Below are 16457 nucleotides of genomic sequence, written 5' to 3' on the forward strand. Positions count from 1 at the left end.
GCCGACACCCCGCCGTAGGCTAGGAGTCTCATGACCGACAGCACCAGCACCAGCACGGAAGCGGTCCTCGACCGCGCACGGTTCGGTGCGGACGGCCTGCTCCCCGCAGTCGTGCAGGAGGAGTCCTCGAAGGACGTCCTCATGCTCGGCTGGATGGACCGCGAAGCCCTCCGCCGCACCCTGACCGAGGGCCGCGTGACCTTCTGGTCGCGCTCCCGACAGGAGTACTGGCGCAAGGGCGACACGTCCGGGCACGCGCAGTACGTCCGGGCTGCCGCACTCGACTGCGACGACGACACGCTGCTCGTCACCGTGCAGCAGGTCGGGGCCGCCTGCCACACCGGTGCGCACAGCTGCTTCGAGGTCGACCCGCTCGAGCCCGTGACCGCGACCGCGCCGGTGCAGGCCGCGCCGGCGCAGGCCGGGACGGACGCGACTGACCCGACGTCGGCGACCACGACCGCGGAGGCGATCCGATGACCGGCGCGAGCCGCGCGGAGGAGCCGCGCACGACCTCCCGGCAGGCCTTCGACGACCTGCTCGACGGCCACCGCGTCGTCCCCGTCGTCCGCGCGCTCTACGCCGACAGCGAGACGCCGGTCGGTGTGTACCGCAAGCTGGCGGACGGTCGCCCCGGTTCGTTCCTGCTCGAGTCCGCCGGCCAGGGCGGCCTGTGGTCGCGCTGGTCCTTCGTCGGCGTCCGGAGCTTCGGCGTCCTGACCCAGGACGGCGACCGGGCGTCCTGGATCGACACCGGCATCCCGGCGTCGCGGGCCGTCGGCTCGCTCGACGGCGCCCCCCTCGACGTCCTCGCCCGCCTGCACGACCGGTGGGCGACGCCCCGCGTTCCCGGCACCCCGCCCCTGGTCGGCGGCACGGTCGGGTTCATCGGGTGGGAGGCCGTGCGGCAGCTCGAGCACCTGCCGAACGTGCCCGCGGCCGACTTCGAGGTGCCCGGGCAGGCCCTCGCCTTCGTGTCCGAGCTCGCGGCGCTCGACCACCGCACCGGCCTCGTGCTCCTCGTCGCGAGCGTCCTCAACGACGGCACCGACGACCCGGACACGATGTGGTCCGACGCGCAGTCCCGGCTCGACCGGATGCAGGCGGACCTGGTGCAGCCGAGCGCGGCGACGGTCGCCGAGGCGTTCGAGATCGCCGAGCCGACCCCGCGCCACCGGACGTCGCCGGAGGACTACATGGCCGCGGTCGAGCGGTCCAAGGACTTCATCCGCGACGGTGACGTCTTCCAGGTCGTCGTCTCGCAGCGGTTCGACCACGACGTCACCGCCGACCCGCTCGACGTCTACCGGGTGCTCCGGACACTGAACCCGAGCCCGTACATGTACTTCCTCGCGCTGGCGGACAGCGCCGACGAGCGCTTCTGGATCGTCGGCGCCTCGCCCGAGGCCCTGGTCAAGGTGCAGGACGGGCGGGCGATCACCCACCCGATCGCCGGCTCGCGCCCACGCGGCGCGAGCCCGGTCGAGGACGTCCGCCTGGGTGACGAGCTGTTCGCCGACCCGAAGGAGCGCGCCGAGCACCTCATGCTGGTCGACCTCGCCCGGAACGACCTGCAGAAGGTGTGCGAGCCGGGGACCGTCGCGGTGACCGAGTTCATGACCGTCGAGCGCTTCAGCCACATCATGCACCTGGTGTCGAGCGTCGAGGGATCGGTCCGACCGGGGGCGTCGGCGATCGACGTCTTCCGCGCGACCTTCCCGGCCGGCACCCTGTCGGGGGCACCGAAGCCGCGTGCGCTCGAGATCATCGACGAGCTGGAACCGGCGAAGCGCGGAGCGTACGCGGGCGTGGTCGGCTACTTCGACTTCGCCGGCGACGCCGACCTGGCGATCGCCATCCGTACGGCGCTCATCAAGGACGGGGTCGCACGCGTGCAGGCCGGTGCCGGCCTGGTCGCCGACTCCGACCCGCGCACCGAGCACGAGGAGGCCGTGAACAAGGCGGCCGCCCCGCTGCGCGCGGTCGCGACCGCGAACCGGATGCGCGAGGTGCGCGCGTGACGGCCCGGCGCTCCCGCCCGCTCGTCGTCGTCGCCGGCCTCGCGGTCGCCGGCATCGTGATGCTGTCGTGGACCCAGACGTGGTTCACGGTGCACCTGCACGCCGGCACCGCGGTGGTGCCGCGCGTGGTGGCGGACGGTGCCGCGGTCGTCCCGCAGTACACGGCGCTCGCGATCGCGAGCCTGGCGCTGTTCCTCGCGCTGACGATCGCCGGCCGTGTGCTGCGCGTCGTGCTCGCGGCCGTCGAGGTGCTGCTCGGCATCGCCGTCGTGGCGACCGGCATCGGCGCCCTGGCGGACCCCGTCGCGGCGTCGAAGGGCGCGGTGGGCGAGGTCGCGGGCGTCAGCGACACCGGCGCGGTGCGCCAGGTCGTCGACCGGGTCGACGTCACCGCGTGGCCCGCCGTCGGCATCGCGGGTGGCGTGCTCGCCGTGGTGCTCGGGATCGTCGTGTTCGTGGTGCAGCGGCAGTGGCCCGGGCCGACCCGGAAGTACGCCGCGGCGACCGCCGGGGCCGCCGCCGACGCCCGTGCGGCCGCCCCGACCCAACGCGACGCGATCACCGACTGGGACGACCTCAGCGCGGGTGACGACCCGACCGCCGGGGACGGTGCGGTGGGGGAACCGCCCACGACCGACACGGTAGGATCGGATCGGCGCCGATCGGACGACGGCGCCGGAGCAGAACGAGGAGCACCGTGAGCAACACTGAGCCCGCAGAACTCGGCGAAGGCCACTCGCCCGCCGCCTGGACCGCCGTCGTGATCATGCTGATCGGCTTCGCGGCAGGCACGCTGTTCTTCTGGTTCGACCTGGCGTGGGGCGTCTGGGCGTCCGCCGTCGTCGTGGTGATCGGCCTCGTCGTCGGCGCCGTGATGGCGAAGGCCGGCTACGGCGTCAACGGTCCGAAGTACGTCGCCAAGCACCACGCGGAGTAGTCCCGTGCCGAACGTGCTCGAGACCCTCGTCGCGGGCGCGCTCGAGGACGCCGCCGCCCGTCGTGTCGACCGTCCGCTCTCGGACGTCGAGCGCGACCTGGACCGGGTGGCGTCGCCGCTCGACGCCCTCGACTTCCTGTCGCCCGGCGACCGCGTGAAGATCCTCGCCGAGGTCAAGCGTGCGAGCCCGTCGCGCGGCTCCATGGCGCCCATCGAGGACCCGGCCGCCCTCGCCGCCGACTACGAGCGTGGCGGAGCGTCGACGATCAGCGTGCTCACCGAGGGGCGGAAGTTCCTCGGCAGCCTCGCCGACCTCGAGGCGGTGAAGGCGCGCGTGTCGCTGCCGGTGCTGCGCAAGGACTTCATCGCCGACCCGTACCAGGTGCTCGAGGCCCGCGCCGCCGGTGCCGACCTGGTGCTGCTCATCGTGGCGGCGCTCCAGCAGCGACAGCTCGTGGAGCTGCACGAGCTCGCCGAGCAGCTCGGCATGCGCGTGCTCGTCGAGGCCCACTCCGGTGACGAGGTCTCCCGTGGCCTCGACGCCGGCGCGCGGATCCTCGGCGTCAACGCCCGCGACCTCACCGACTTCTCGCTGGACCGCGACCTCTTCGGCTCCCTCGCCGACCGCATCCCCGACGGGGTCGTGCGCGTCGCCGAGTCGGCCGTCGCCGCGCCCGCCGACGTCGCCCACTACCGCGCAGCGGGTGCCGACGTCGTCCTGGTGGGGGAGGCGCTCGTCACGGGCGCGGACCCCGCCACCACCCTCGCGTCGTTCATCGCCGCCGCGGACGGCTCCGGCCGCCCGCGCGCCTGACCGACACCGTCCCACCGGTCGCCCCGCACACCGGGGCGTCCGAACACCCCGGGAGACCCACCGTGACCTCACTCCGTGACCTGCAGGGCCCGTACTTCGGCGACTTCGGCGGACGCTTCGTCCCCGAGTCGCTCGTGCTCGCGCTCGACGAGCTCGAGACCGCCTTCCGCGCGGCCTGGGCGGACCCGGCGTTCCGCGAGGAGCTCGACACGCTCCAGCGCGAGTACACCGGCCGCCCGTCGATCATCACCGAGGCGCCGCGGTTCGCGAAGCACGCCGGTGGTGCCCGGATCATCCTCAAGCGCGAGGACCTCAACCACACCGGTTCGCACAAGATCAACAACGTGCTCGGTCAGGCCCTCGTCGCGAAGCGGCTCGGCAAGACCCGGCTCATCGCCGAGACGGGAGCCGGGCAGCACGGCGTCGCGACGGCCACCGCCGCTGCGCTCTTCGGTATGGACTGCGTCGTGTACATGGGCGCCGTCGACACCGAGCGCCAGGCACTGAACGTGGCGCGGATGCGGCTGCTCGGTGCCGAGGTGATCCCGGTCGAGACGGGTTCGCGCACGCTGAAGGACGCCATCAACGACGCGCTGCGCGACTGGGTGGCGAACGTCGACTCGACGCACTACCTGCTCGGCACCGTCGCGGGGCCGCACCCGTTCCCGGAGATGGTCCGCGAGTTCCACAAGGTGATCGGCGAAGAGGCCCGACAGCAGGTCCTCGACCGCATCGGTCGCCTGCCGGACGCCGTCGCCGCGTGCGTCGGCGGCGGCTCGAACGCGATGGGCATCTTCGAGGCCTTCCTCGACGACGAGTCGGTCCGGTTGCACGGCTTCGAGGCCGGCGGCGACGGCATCGAGACGGGGCGGCACGCCGCGAGCATCTCGCTCGGGCGCACCGGTGTCCTCCAGGGCACGATGTCGTACCTCATGCAGGACGAGGACGGCCAGACCATCGAGAGCCACAGCATCTCGGCGGGCCTCGACTACCCGAGCGTCGGTCCCGAGCACGCCTACCTGGCCTCGATCGGCCGCGCGCAGTACTCGCCGATCACCGACGCCGAGGCGATGGAGGCCTTCCGCCTGCTCGGCCGGACCGAGGGCATCCTGCCGGCCATCGAGTCGGCGCACGCGCTCGCAGGGGCGATCAAGCTGGGCAAGGAGCTCGGCCCCGACGGCGTCGTGCTGGTGTCCCTGTCCGGACGTGGTGACAAGGACGTCGCGTCCGCCAGTCGCTACTTCGGCATCCTCGACGAGAACGCGGTGCAGCTGTGACGAACCCCGGTCGCTCCACCTCGGTCGCGACGACGATCGACACCGCCAACGCCGAGCGCGCCGGAGCCGTCGTCGGGTACCTGCCCGCCGGCTTCCCCGACCTGCAGACGAGCGTGGACGCGGCGGTCGCCCTCGCCGAGAACGGCGTCGACGTCATCGAGCTCGGCCTGCCGTACTCCGACCCGGTGATGGACGGTCCGGTGATCCAGCGCGCCGCGGAGGAGAGCCTGGCGAACGGCTTCCGTGTCGCGCAGGTCTTCGACGCCGTCGACCAGATCACGAGCCGTGTCGACGTGCCCGTGCTCGTCATGACCTACTGGAACCCGGTGCTCCGGTACGGGGTCGACCGGTTCGCCGACGACCTCGTCGCGGCCGGGGCGTCCGGGCTCATCACCCCGGACCTCATCCCGGACGAGGGTCGCGCCTGGATCGACGCCTCCGAGCGCACCGGGCTCGACCGGGTCTTCCTCGCGGCGCCGTCCTCGACGGACACCCGCATGGAGCAGGCGGTCCGCTCCAGCCGCGGCTTCGTCTACGCCGTGTCGACGATGGGCGTCACCGGCGCCCGCGTCGGCGTCGACACCGCCGCCCGCACCGTCGTGTCGCGACTGCGCGACGCCGGTGTGGAGCGCACGTGCGTCGGCCTCGGCATCTCGACGGCAGACCAGGTGCGCGAGGTCCTCGAGTACGCCGACGGGGCGATCGTCGGGTCCGCCTTCGTGCGCGCCCTCGCCGACCTCGGCGTGCAGGGGGTCGCGGACCGCGCGGCCGACCTGACCAGCGGCGCCGCGCGCAGCTGAGGCGAGCACCGGTCCGGACGGGAGGCGCGGTGTCAGTGGGTCGACCGGCGCACCGGCCCCGCGCCTCCCGTGCACCGTGCTCCCAGTTCCCACAGGTCGAACCACCCCGTTCCTGGTCGGCGCGGTTCCCGCGCTACAGTGAGCGGGGCCGACCCTCCAGCGGCACCGCGGCCGTCCAGCACCGAAAGGCGACAGCACCTCCATGCCCCTCCTGAGCATCCCGAGCCCGAGCACCGCGTGGCAGTACTTCGACCTGACCGCCTGGCTGCGCGACGTCTTCGGGTGGTCGCTGCCGCTCGACTTCCGCATCCACGCGTACGCGATCTGCATCCTGCTGGGCATCGTCGCGGCCGTCGTGCTCGCGAACCGGCGGCTCAACGCCCGCGGGGTCGAGCGCTGGATCATCATCGACATCGCGATCTGGGCGGTGCCCGCCGGCATCATCGGCGGTCGGTTGTTCCACGTGTTCAGCCACGTCAGCGACTACTTCGGGCCGGGGCGTGACCCGCTCTCGTTCCTCTACATCTGGGAGGGCGGGCTGGCCATCTTCGGCGCGCTCATCCTCGGGTCGGTCGGTGCGTACATCGGGTGCCGTCAGGTGGGCCTGCGCTTCTCGACCCTGATCGACGCGATCGCTCCCGGCGTCCTGCTCGCCCAGGCGTTCGGTCGCCTCGGCAACTACTTCAACCACGAGCTCTTCGGCATGCCGACGAGCCTGCCGTGGGGGCTCGAGATCGAGTCGTCGAACGCGGCGTTCCCGAAGGGGCTGCCCGAGGGCACCCTGTTCCACCCGACCTTCCTCTACGAGATCATCTGGAACGTCGTGGGCGTCGTCGTGATCCTGCTGCTCGACAAGCGGTTCCGGCTGCAGTGGGGCAAGGTCATGGCGCTCTACCTGATCTGGTACGGCACCGGTCGCTCGGTCCTCGAGTCCATCCGCGTCGACACGAGCGAGACCTTCGCCGGGATCCGCACGAACGTCTGGATGTCCTTCGCCGCGATCCTGCTCGGCATCGTGATCTTCCTCGTGCAGAACCGTCGGCACACCGGCAACGAGCCCAGCCCGTACCTGCCGGGTCGCGAGCCGCGTCGGTCCTCCGATGTAGACTCGGACGACACCTGGTCGGAACACGACGACGACGCTCCGGCGGTCGCCGACGATGCCGATCCGGTCCCAGCAGCAGGCCGCGCGCGGTAACTCCGCGACCGGCAGCACCGGCTCCTCGGACGGCACCCGCCGGCCGCGGGGCACCATCCGAACGGTCGGGTCGCCACGAGCGGCCCCGCCACCTCGCGCGTCGTCTGCGCACCCTCCACGGCGACGCGCACGGGCACCAGGTCCGCCCGCTCGGGCGGAACGCACCACCGGGCCACCGACGTCCCTGTTCCACTCCCTCGTGAGGACGGTTCCCCATGGCGCTCCAGCCAGACCCTGCCCCCCGTTCGACGCGCTCCCTGCAGCCGGCGCACCGACGATTCTCGGCCGTGCCCGAGGCGACCGGTGCGTACGACCCGGCGAACGAGAAGGACGCCTGCGGCCTCGCGATGGTCGCGACGCTCCGCGGTACCGCGGGGCACGACATCGTCGACGCCGCGCTGGGTGCACTCCGGAACCTCGAGCACCGCGGTGCCGTCGGTTCCGACGCGGGCACCGGTGACGGCGCGGGCATCCTGTGCCAGGTGCCGGACGCGTTCCTGCGCGACGAGGTGCCGTTCGACCTGCCCGCCGCGGGGGAGTACGCCGTCGGGACGGCCTACCTGCCCGTCGACGAGGACGAGCGCCACGCGGTGAAGGGTGCGGTCGAGCGCCTGGCCCGCGAGGAGGGCCTGAAGGTCCTCGGGTGGCGTGCGGTCCCGGTGCGGCCGGAGGTCCTCGGGACGCTCGCGCGCGCCGCGATGCCGGCGTTCGAGCAGCTGTTCGTCGCCTCCACCCGTCACGACGTGCACGGCGCCGCCTGGAGCGGCATCGCCCTCGACCGGCAGGCCTTCCGACTGCGCAAGCGCGCGGAGCACGGTGTCGAGGTCTACTTCATGTCGCTGTCGAGCCGCACCATGGTCTACAAGGGCATGGTCACGACGCTCCAGCTCGAGCCGTTCTACCCGGACCTCAGCGACGAGCGCTTCGCCTCGAAGCTCGCGATCGTGCACTCCCGCTACTCGACGAACACCTTCCCGTCGTGGCCGCTGGCGCAACCGTTCCGGACGCTCGCCCACAACGGCGAGATCAACACCGTCCGCGGCAACCGGAACTGGATGCGGGCGCGCCAGTCGCAGCTCGAGAGCGAGCTGCTCGGCGACCTCGCACCGCTGCTGCCGATCGTCAGCCCGGGCGCGAGCGACTCGGCGTCGTTCGACGAGACCCTCGAACTGCTCACGCTGACCGGCCGCAGCCTGCCGCACGCGGTGTCGATGATGGTGCCGGAGGCCTGGGAGAACCAGGTCGGGATGGACCCCGACCTGCGGGCGTTCTACGAGTACCACTCGATGCTCATGGAGCCGTGGGACGGCCCTGCGGCCATCACGTTCACCGACGGCGCGGTCGTCGGCGCGACGCTCGACCGCAACGGCCTGCGTCCCGGGCGATTCCTGGTGACCGACGACGGCCTCATCGTGATGGGCTCGGAGACGGGCGTCATCGACGTGCCGCCGGGCAAGGTCGTCCGCAAGGGCCGCCTGCGTCCGGGTCGGATGTTCGTCGTGGACACCGAGGCCGGGCGGATCATCGAGGACGACGAGGTCAAGCGCGAGCTGGCGACCGCGGGGCCGTGGGCGCAGTGGCTCGACGAGGGGCGCATCAACCTGAGCGACCTTCCGGAGCGCGAGCACATCGTCCACACCCCGGCGTCGGTGACCCGGCGACAGCGCGCGTTCGGCTACACGGAGGAAGAGGTCCGCATCCTCCTCCGCCCGATGGCGCAGACGGGTGCGGAGCCCCTCGGCGCGATGGGCTCGGACACGCCGATCGCCGTGCTCTCCGAGCGCCCGCGCCTGCTGTTCGACTACTTCACGCAGCAGTTCGCGCAGGTGACGAACCCGCCGCTGGACTCGATCCGCGAGCAGGTCATCACCTCGATGGGCATGGGCCTCGGGCCGGAGCGCAACCTGCTGAGCGCCGGGCCCGAGCACGCGAAGCAGATCGTGCTCGACTTCCCGGTGATCGACAACGACGAGCTCGCGAAGATCCAGCACTTCGAGACGGAGTCCGGTCGCCACCTAACGGTGACGATCAAGGGCCTGTACCGCGTCGACGCGGGCAAGAAGGCGATGCAGAAGCGCATCGCCGCGGTCTGCGACGAGGTCGACCAGGCGATCGAGTCGGGCAAGCAGTTCATCGTGCTGTCCGACCGTGACGGCAACGCCGAGCAGGCACCCGTGCCGAGCCTGTTGCTGCTCGCTGCGGTGCACCACCACCTCATCCGCACCGAGCAGCGTATGAAGGTCGGCCTCATCGTCGAGGCCGGCGACGTGCGCGAGGTCCACCACGTCGCGACCCTGATCGGCTACGGCGCCTCGGCGATCAACCCGTACCTGGCCATGGAGACCTGCGAGAACCTCGTGCGCTCGGGGATGATCACCGGGATCACCCCGGAGCAGGCCGTCCGGAACGTCATCAAGGCGCTCGGCAAGGGCGTGCTCAAGATCATGTCGAAGATGGGCATCTCGACGGTGTCCAGCTACGCCGGCGCCCAGGCGTTCGAGGCGGTCGGGCTCAGCCAGGAGTTCGTCGACCGGTACTTCACCGGGACGTCGTCCATCCTCGGTGGCGTCGGGATCGAGGTCATCGCCAAGGAGAACGCCGAGCGGCACGCCCAGGCGTACCCGCAGGACGGCGCCGTGCTGTCGCACGAGCGGCTGCAGACCGGCGGCGAGTACCAGTGGCGCCGTGAGGGTCCGCCGCACCTGTTCAACCCGGACACGGTGTTCCGGCTCCAGCACGCCACCCGTGCCCGTCGGTACGACATCTTCCGCGAGTACTCGCAGGCGGTCGACGACCAGTCCGAGGAGCTCATGACGCTCCGCGGTCTGTTCCGGTTCCGTCACGGCGTCCGGAAGCCGATCGCGTTGGACGAGGTCGAGCCGATCGAGTCGATCGTGCAGCGGTTCAACACCGGCGCGATGTCCTACGGGTCGATCTCACAAGAGGCCCACGAGACCCTCGCGATCGCGATGAACCGCCTCGGTGCGCGCTCGAACACGGGCGAGGGCGGCGAGGACGTCGAGCGTCTGCTCGACCCCGAGCGTCGCAGTGCGATCAAGCAGGTCGCCTCCGGTCGGTTCGGCGTCACGAGCATGTACCTGACGCACGCGACCGACATCCAGCTGAAGATGGCGCAGGGCGCGAAGCCGGGCGAGGGCGGGCAGCTGCCGCCGACGAAGGTGTACCCGTGGGTCGCCCGCACGCGGCACGCCACCGCCGGCGTCGGACTCATCTCGCCGCCGCCGCACCACGACATCTACTCGATCGAGGACCTCAAGCAGCTGATCTTCGACGTCAAGCGGGCGAACCCGGCCGCGCGCGTCCACGTGAAGCTCGTGAGCCAGTCCGGCATCGGCGCGGTCGCAGCGGGCGTGACGAAGGCGCTGGCCGACGTCGTGCTCGTGTCGGGCCACGACGGTGGCACCGGCGCGTCCCCGCTCAACTCGCTGAAGCACGCGGGCACCCCGTGGGAGATCGGTCTCGCCGAGACCCAGCAGACCCTGATGCTGAACGGCATGCGCGACCGGGTGGTCGTGCAGGTGGACGGGCAGATGAAGACCGGCCGTGACGTCGTCGTGGCGGCGCTGCTCGGCGCCGAGGAGTACGGCTTCGCGACGGCTCCGCTCGTCGTCGAGGGCTGCATCCTCATGCGCGTCTGCCACCTGGACACGTGCCCGGTCGGCGTCGCGACGCAGAACCCGGAGCTCCGGAAGCGCTTCACGGGCAAGCCGGAGTTCGTCGTCAACTTCTTCGAGTTCATCGCGCAGGAGGTCCGGGAGCTCCTCGCGGAGCTCGGCTTCCGCACGCTGGACGAGGCGATCGGGCAGGTCGACGCGCTCGACACCGACCGTGCCGTCGAGCACTGGAAGGCCTCCGGTCTCGACCTCGCGCCGGTGCTGCACGGACCGGAGTTCGGCCGCGACGAGCCCCGACGCCACCTGCGTGAGCAGGACCACGAGCTCGACGAGCACTTCGACGTGCAGCTCGTCCAGCAGACGGCGGACGTGCTGGAGCACGGTGGTTCCGTCGCGCTCGACCTGCCGATCCGCAACACGGAGCGCGCGGTCGGCACCATGCTCGGCCACGAGGTCACGCTGCGGCACGGCGAGCACGGCCTGCCCGCAGGGTCGATCGACATCACGCTGCGCGGCTCGGCCGGGCAGTCCCTCGGTGCGTTCCTGCCCGCCGGCATCACGCTCCGCCTGGTCGGGGACAGCAACGACTACGTCGGCAAGGGCCTGTCCGGCGGCGCCATCGTCGTCCGTCCGGACACCGAGTCGGCGTTCGAACCGTCGGAGAACGTCATCGCCGGCAACGTCATCGGCTACGGCGCGACCCAGGGCAGCATGTTCATCCGCGGCATCGTGGGCGAGCGCTTCCTCGTCCGCAACTCCGGCGCGACCGCGGTCGTCGAGGGCGTCGGCGACCACGCACTCGAGTACATGACCGGCGGGCTCGCACTGATCCTGGGCGAGACCGGACGCAACCTCGGCGCCGGTATGTCCGGCGGCACCGCGTACGTGCGCGGCCTCCGTCGGGAACACGTGAACGCCGACGCGCTGGCGACCGGTGAGCTGCGGCTCGAGGAACTGGACAGCGCCGACGTCGAGATCGTCACCGACCTGCTCCGGCAGCACCTCGCCGAGACCGGGTCGACCGTGGCCGGCGACCTGCTCGACTCCAGCGACCTCGGCGACTTCGTCAAGGTGCTCCCGCGGGACTACGCCGCCGTGCTCGCGACCCGCCAGCAGGCGGTCGACGAGGGCCTCGACCCCGACGGCACCGTCGTCTGGAACCGCATCCTGGAGGTCACCGGTGGCTGACACGACCCGGGCCGCCGTGCGGACCCCGATCCCGACCGACGCGGACATCCACACCCACACCCCCGTCCAGACCCAGACCGAGCAGGAGGCGAACCATGGCTGACCCGAAGGGCTTCCTCAAGGTGCAGGAGCGCGAGCTCCCGCCCCGCCGTCCCGTGCCCGTGCGCCTCATGGACTGGAAGGAGGTCTACGAGCAGCAGGAGTCCGGTGCCCTGAAGCGACAGGCCGGTCGCTGCATGGACTGCGGCGTCCCCTTCTGCCACCAGGGCTGCCCGCTCGGGAACCTCATCCCGGAGTGGAACGACCTGACCTGGCGCGGTGAGGGTCGACAGGCGATCGAGCGTCTGCACGCGACCAACAACTTCCCGGAGTTCACCGGGAAGCTCTGCCCGGCCCCGTGCGAGGCGTCCTGCGTGCTCGGCATCAACCAGCCGCCGGTCACGATCAAGCAGGTCGAGGTCTCGATCATCGACGAGGCGTACAAGAACGGCTGGGTCACCCCGCACCCGCCGGAGCGCCTGACCGGCAAGACCGTCGCGGTGGTCGGGTCCGGCCCCGCCGGTCTCGCTGCCGCACAGCAGCTCACGCGCGCCGGGCACACGGTCGCCGTGTACGAGCGCGACGACCGCATCGGCGGCCTGCTGCGCTACGGCATCCCGGACTTCAAGATGGAGAAGCGCCAGATCGACGCGCGCCTCGCCCAGATGCAGGCCGAGGGCACCCGCTTCCGCGCCGGTGTGGAGATCGGCGTCGACATCACCTGGGACGACCTGAAGTCCCGCTACGACGCGGTCGTCGTCGCGACGGGCGCCACGGTGCCGCGCGACCTGCCGATCCCGGGGCGCGACCTCGAGGGCGTCCACTACGCGATGGACTACCTCGTCCAGCAGAACAAGGCGAACGCGGGGACCACCGTCGACAACCAGCTCACCGCCGAGGGCAAGCACGTCGTCGTCATCGGCGGTGGCGACACCGGCGCCGACTGCATCGGCACGGCCCACCGTCAGGGCGCCCTGAGCGTGACGAACCTGGCGATCGGCAAGCAGCCGCCGCTCGAACGTCCGTCCGAGCAGCCGTGGCCGATGTTCCCGACGGTGTTCGAGGTCACGAGCGCCCACGAGGAGGGCGGCGAGCGGCACTTCCTGGCGTCGACCGTCGAGTTCCTCGGCAACGCCGCCGGCGAGGTCCGCGCGCTCCGGGTCGCGGAGACCGAGTACCTCGACGGCCGGCGCGTGCCGAAGGCGGGCACCGAGCGCGAGATCCCCGCCGACCTGGTGCTCATCGCGATGGGCTTCACCGGTCCGGAGACCGACACGATCGAGCCGCAGCTCGGGCTCCCCGCCACGGTGTCGGGCGCGGTCGCCCGCCAGGCCGACTACTCGACGAACGAGCCGGGCGTGTTCGTGGCGGGCGACGCCGGCCGTGGCCAGTCGCTCATCGTCTGGGCCATCGCCGAGGGACGCGCGGCTGCGTCCAAGGTCGACGAGTACCTCGAGGGCTCGACGATCCTGCCGGCGCCCGTCAAGGCCACCGACCGCGCGCTCACGGTCTGACGCCGTGAACGCCCCCGGAACACCGGTCCACCGATGAGCAGCAGGCCACCGGCACTCGATAGGGTGCTGGTGGCCTGCTCTCGTTCCGCGCGGCCCCACAGCGCGGAAACCGGCACCACCCACCACACGAAGGAATCCATTGAGACGCGCAAAGATCGTTTCGACGCTCGGTCCGGCTACGTCGGACTACGAGACCGTCAAGGAGATCATCGAAGCGGGCGTCGACGTCGCCCGCCTCAACCTCAGCCACGGTGACTACAGCGTCCACGAGGCCAACTACGAGAACGTCCGTCGCGCCGCGGAGGACCTCGGCAAGCCGGTCGCGATCCTCGTCGACCTGCAGGGTCCGAAGATCCGTCTGGCGAAGTTCGCCGACGGTCCGCACGAGCTCGCGGTCGGTGACGTCTTCACGATCACGACCGAGGACGTCCCCGGCTCGAAGGAGATCTGCGGCACGACGTTCAAGGGCCTGCCGCAGGACGTCAAGCCCGGTGACCCGCTGCTCATCGACGACGGCCGTGTGCGCCTGCGCGTGCTCGACACCGACGGCGTTCGTGTCCGCACCGAGGTCGTCGTCGCCGGTACGGTCTCGAACAACAAGGGCATCAACCTGCCCGGCGTCGCCGTCAACGTCCCCGCGCTGAGCGAGAAGGACGAGGCGGATCTCCGCTGGGCGATCCGTCAGGGCGCCGACCTCATCGCGCTGTCGTTCGTCCGCAACGCCTCGGACGTCGTCCGCGCCCACGAGATCATGGACGAGGAGGGCAAGCGCCTCCCGATCATCGCCAAGGTCGAGAAGCCGCAGGCCGTCGACGCCCTCGAGGAGATCATCGACGCCTTCGACAGCATCATGGTCGCCCGTGGTGACCTCGGCGTGGAGCTCCCGCTCGAGGCCGTCCCGATCGTGCAGAAGCGCGCCGTCGAGCTGTCCCGCCGCATGGCGAAGCCGGTCATCGTCGCGACGCAGATGCTCGAGTCGATGATCTCGTCGCCGATCCCGACCCGCGCCGAGACCTCCGACGTCGCGAACGCCGTCCTCGACGGCGCGGACGCCGTCATGCTCTCGGGCGAGACCAGCGTCGGCGAGTACCCGGTGCAGACGGTCCGCACCATGGCCCGCATCGTCGAGTCGACCGAGGACCACGGCCTCGAGCGCATCGCGCCGCTCGGCACGAAGCCGCGCACGCTCGGTGGCGCGATCACGCTCGCCGCGGTCGAGATCGCCGAGTTCACCGAGGCGTCGTACCTCTGCGTCTTCACCGAGTCCGGCGACTCGGCCCGCCGCATGTCCCGACTGCGCCACGGCCTGCCGATCATCGCCTTCACCCCGAACGAGGCCACGCGTCGCCGCATGGCGCTCACCTGGGGCGTCCGCTCGTTCCTCGTGGAGCGCAAGACGCACACCGACGAGCTGTTCTCGCAGGTCGACGACGTGCTGCTCGCGAACGGCCTCGCCGCCCCCGGCGACCGGGTCATCGTGACGGCCGGTTCGCCCCCCGGACTCGAGGGTTCGACGAACGACCTGCGCGTGCACCGCGTCGGCGACGCGCACGCCGAGGCGGCTCCCGCCTACGTGCGGGACTGACACCGGTCACCGCACCCGGTCACCACGCCGACAGGGCGCGGACGGGAGGCACGGCGCAACACCGCGCACGGCCTCCGGTCCGCGCCCTGTCGCGTGTCCGCCCGTGCGTCGCGTCGAGTCACCGGCGTGCCGACACGCCGGCGTCGCCGCGAGACGGGCCGGAGCGAGCGACACGCCGCCGGATCTGGCGGCGTCTCGTCGGGACGGCGGCGTCTCGTGGGGACGGCGGCGTCTCGCCCGGTCCTCGGTGGTCTCGACACGCAGGGACCGGCCACCCGCGGTGCGGCGCGACCACGTGTCGGGCCGAGCGGGCAGGATCGGTGCTGTGAGCCTCCAGGACGACCGCCCCACCGCACCCACCGCAGCGGACGTCCGCCGCTGGCGCCGCTACCTGGCGGACGAGCGGGCGGAGGCCGCGGTCTACCGGAACCTGTCGACCCGCAGGACCGGTGAGGAACGCGAGATCCTGGCCGCACTCGCCGACGCCGAGGGCCGTCACGAGCAGCACTGGCTCGACCTGCTCGGTGACGACGTCGGGCGGCCGCTCCGCGGCAGCCTCCGCACCCGGGTCCTCGCCGCGCTCGCGAAGCGGTTCGGTTCCGTGTTCGTCCTGGCGCTCATGCAGCGCGCCGAGGATCGTTCGCCCTACGCCGACGACGACGACGCGACCGCGCGCATGGCGGCCGACGAGCGGATCCACGGCGAGGTCGTCCGCGGCCTCGCGAACCGCGGGCGCATGCGGTTGTCCGGCACCTTCCGCGCAGCGGTGTTCGGCGCCAACGACGGACTCGTCTCGAACCTCGCGCTGATCATCGGCATCAGTGCCTCGGGCGCCGACCGGCACTTCGTGCTGCTCAGCGGCATCGCCGGGCTGCTCGCCGGCGCGCTGTCCATGGGGGCGGGGGAGTACGTCTCGGTGCGGTCCCAGCGCGAGCTGCTCGACGCCTCCGCACCGCACCCCGAGGCCGGGCGAGCGGTCGCCGACCTCGACGTCGACGCGAACGAGCTCGCGCTGGTCTACCGGGCTCGTGGCATGGACGAGGCCGCGGCACAGGAGCACGCGGCCGAGGTCCTCGGCGGTCGAACGGTCTCGGCAGCCGCCGCGACCGACGACCACGAGGCGGTGGGGAGCGGCACGAGTGCGGCGGTGTCGAGCTTCTGCTTCTTCGCCTCGGGCGCGATCATCCCCGTGCTGCCGTACCTGTTCGGGCTCGAGGGCTGGCCGGCGATCGTGCTCGCGGCCGTGCTGGTCGGCATCGCGCTCCTCGGCACCGGCGCGGTCGTCGGCGTGCTCAGCGGCGCGTCGCCGCTGCGGCGGGCGCTGCGCCAGCTCGCGATCGGCTTCGGCGCCGCCGTCGTGACGTACGGCCTCGGCCTGCTGTTCGGGACGGGCAGCGCGTAGCCGTCACCCGGCCAGGCCTGCTGTTCGGGACCGGCAGCGCGGAGTCG

12 protein-coding genes are annotated in these 16457 nt (G+C 71.8%); all 12 read left to right on the forward strand.

Features of this window, described 5'->3' with window-relative positions:
• The first annotated feature begins 30 nt into the window (after positions 1-30).
• The 12 genes from hisI (at position 31) to JOD95_RS01295 (ending at position 16410) form a co-directional block, all read left to right on the forward strand.
• The gene (gene hisI / locus JOD95_RS01240; protein WP_066654510.1) at positions 31-480 is read left to right on the forward strand and encodes a phosphoribosyl-AMP cyclohydrolase; all 450 of its coding nucleotides are present in this window, start codon (positions 31-33) and stop codon (positions 478-480) included.
• A complete protein-coding gene (locus tag JOD95_RS01245; protein WP_066654508.1) occupies positions 477-2021 on the forward strand; it encodes an anthranilate synthase component I in 1545 nt (514 codons plus the stop codon). The genes hisI and JOD95_RS01245 overlap by 4 nt, the downstream gene beginning before the upstream one ends.
• A complete protein-coding gene (locus tag JOD95_RS01250) occupies positions 2018-2722 on the forward strand; it encodes a Trp biosynthesis-associated membrane protein (protein WP_066654506.1) in 705 nt (234 codons plus the stop codon). The genes JOD95_RS01245 and JOD95_RS01250 overlap by 4 nt, the downstream gene beginning before the upstream one ends.
• The gene (locus JOD95_RS01255; protein ID WP_066654504.1) at positions 2719-2958 is read left to right on the forward strand and encodes a DUF6704 family protein; all 240 of its coding nucleotides are present in this window, start codon (positions 2719-2721) and stop codon (positions 2956-2958) included. Before JOD95_RS01250 ends, JOD95_RS01255 begins: the two co-directional genes overlap by 4 nt.
• A 13-nt stretch (positions 2959-2971) precedes the next feature.
• Positions 2972-3772 (forward strand): indole-3-glycerol phosphate synthase TrpC, encoded by an 801-nt coding sequence (gene trpC / locus JOD95_RS01260; protein WP_066658277.1) that lies wholly within the window; start codon positions 2972-2974, stop codon positions 3770-3772.
• A gap of 62 nt (positions 3773-3834) precedes the next feature.
• A complete protein-coding gene (gene trpB / locus JOD95_RS01265) occupies positions 3835-5049 on the forward strand; it encodes a tryptophan synthase subunit beta (RefSeq protein ID WP_066654498.1) in 1215 nt (404 codons plus the stop codon).
• Positions 5046-5849 (forward strand): tryptophan synthase subunit alpha, encoded by an 804-nt coding sequence (gene trpA, locus JOD95_RS01270; RefSeq protein WP_209682465.1) that lies wholly within the window; start codon positions 5046-5048, stop codon positions 5847-5849. Before trpB ends, trpA begins: the two co-directional genes overlap by 4 nt.
• Positions 5850-6051: 202 nt before the next feature.
• The gene (gene lgt, locus JOD95_RS01275; RefSeq protein ID WP_209682468.1) at positions 6052-7047 is read left to right on the forward strand and encodes a prolipoprotein diacylglyceryl transferase; all 996 of its coding nucleotides are present in this window, start codon (positions 6052-6054) and stop codon (positions 7045-7047) included.
• A 347-nt stretch (positions 7048-7394) separates the two neighbouring features.
• A complete protein-coding gene (gene gltB, locus JOD95_RS01280) occupies positions 7395-11870 on the forward strand; it encodes a glutamate synthase large subunit (RefSeq protein ID WP_245171223.1) in 4476 nt (1491 codons plus the stop codon).
• Between the two features lie 95 nt (positions 11871-11965).
• On the forward strand, positions 11966-13423 hold the full coding sequence (locus JOD95_RS01285) for a glutamate synthase subunit beta (protein WP_066654496.1): 1458 nt from the start codon (positions 11966-11968) through the stop codon (positions 13421-13423).
• A gap of 139 nt (positions 13424-13562) precedes the next feature.
• Positions 13563-15008 (forward strand): pyruvate kinase, encoded by a 1446-nt coding sequence (gene pyk, locus JOD95_RS01290; RefSeq protein WP_066654495.1) that lies wholly within the window; start codon positions 13563-13565, stop codon positions 15006-15008.
• Positions 15009-15333: 325 nt separating this feature from the next.
• Positions 15334-16410 carry a VIT1/CCC1 transporter family protein gene (locus JOD95_RS01295; RefSeq protein ID WP_066654492.1) on the forward strand — a complete coding sequence of 359 codons (1077 nt, stop codon included), beginning with the start codon at positions 15334-15336 and terminating at the stop codon, positions 16408-16410.
• The last annotated feature ends 47 nt before the right edge of the window (positions 16411-16457 follow it).

It is taken from the genome of Curtobacterium sp. 1310, from assembly GCF_017834105.1.
Taxonomy (GTDB): Bacteria; Actinomycetota; Actinomycetes; order Actinomycetales; family Microbacteriaceae; genus Curtobacterium.

What these genes read in the sequence shown, in the direction of transcription:
- hisI (WP_066654510.1), top strand. Translation starts at nt 31, where the DNA reads ATGACCGACAGCACCAGCACCAGCACGGAAGCGGTCCTCGACCGCGCA.
- JOD95_RS01245 (WP_066654508.1), top strand. Translation starts at nt 477, where the DNA reads ATGACCGGCGCGAGCCGCGCGGAGGAGCCGCGCACGACCTCCCGGCAG.
- lgt (WP_209682468.1), top strand. Translation starts at nt 6,052, where the DNA reads ATGCCCCTCCTGAGCATCCCGAGCCCGAGCACCGCGTGGCAGTACTTC.
- JOD95_RS01285 (WP_066654496.1), top strand. Translation starts at nt 11,966, where the DNA reads ATGGCTGACCCGAAGGGCTTCCTCAAGGTGCAGGAGCGCGAGCTCCCG.
- gltB (WP_245171223.1), top strand. Translation starts at nt 7,395, where the DNA reads ATGGTCGCGACGCTCCGCGGTACCGCGGGGCACGACATCGTCGACGCC.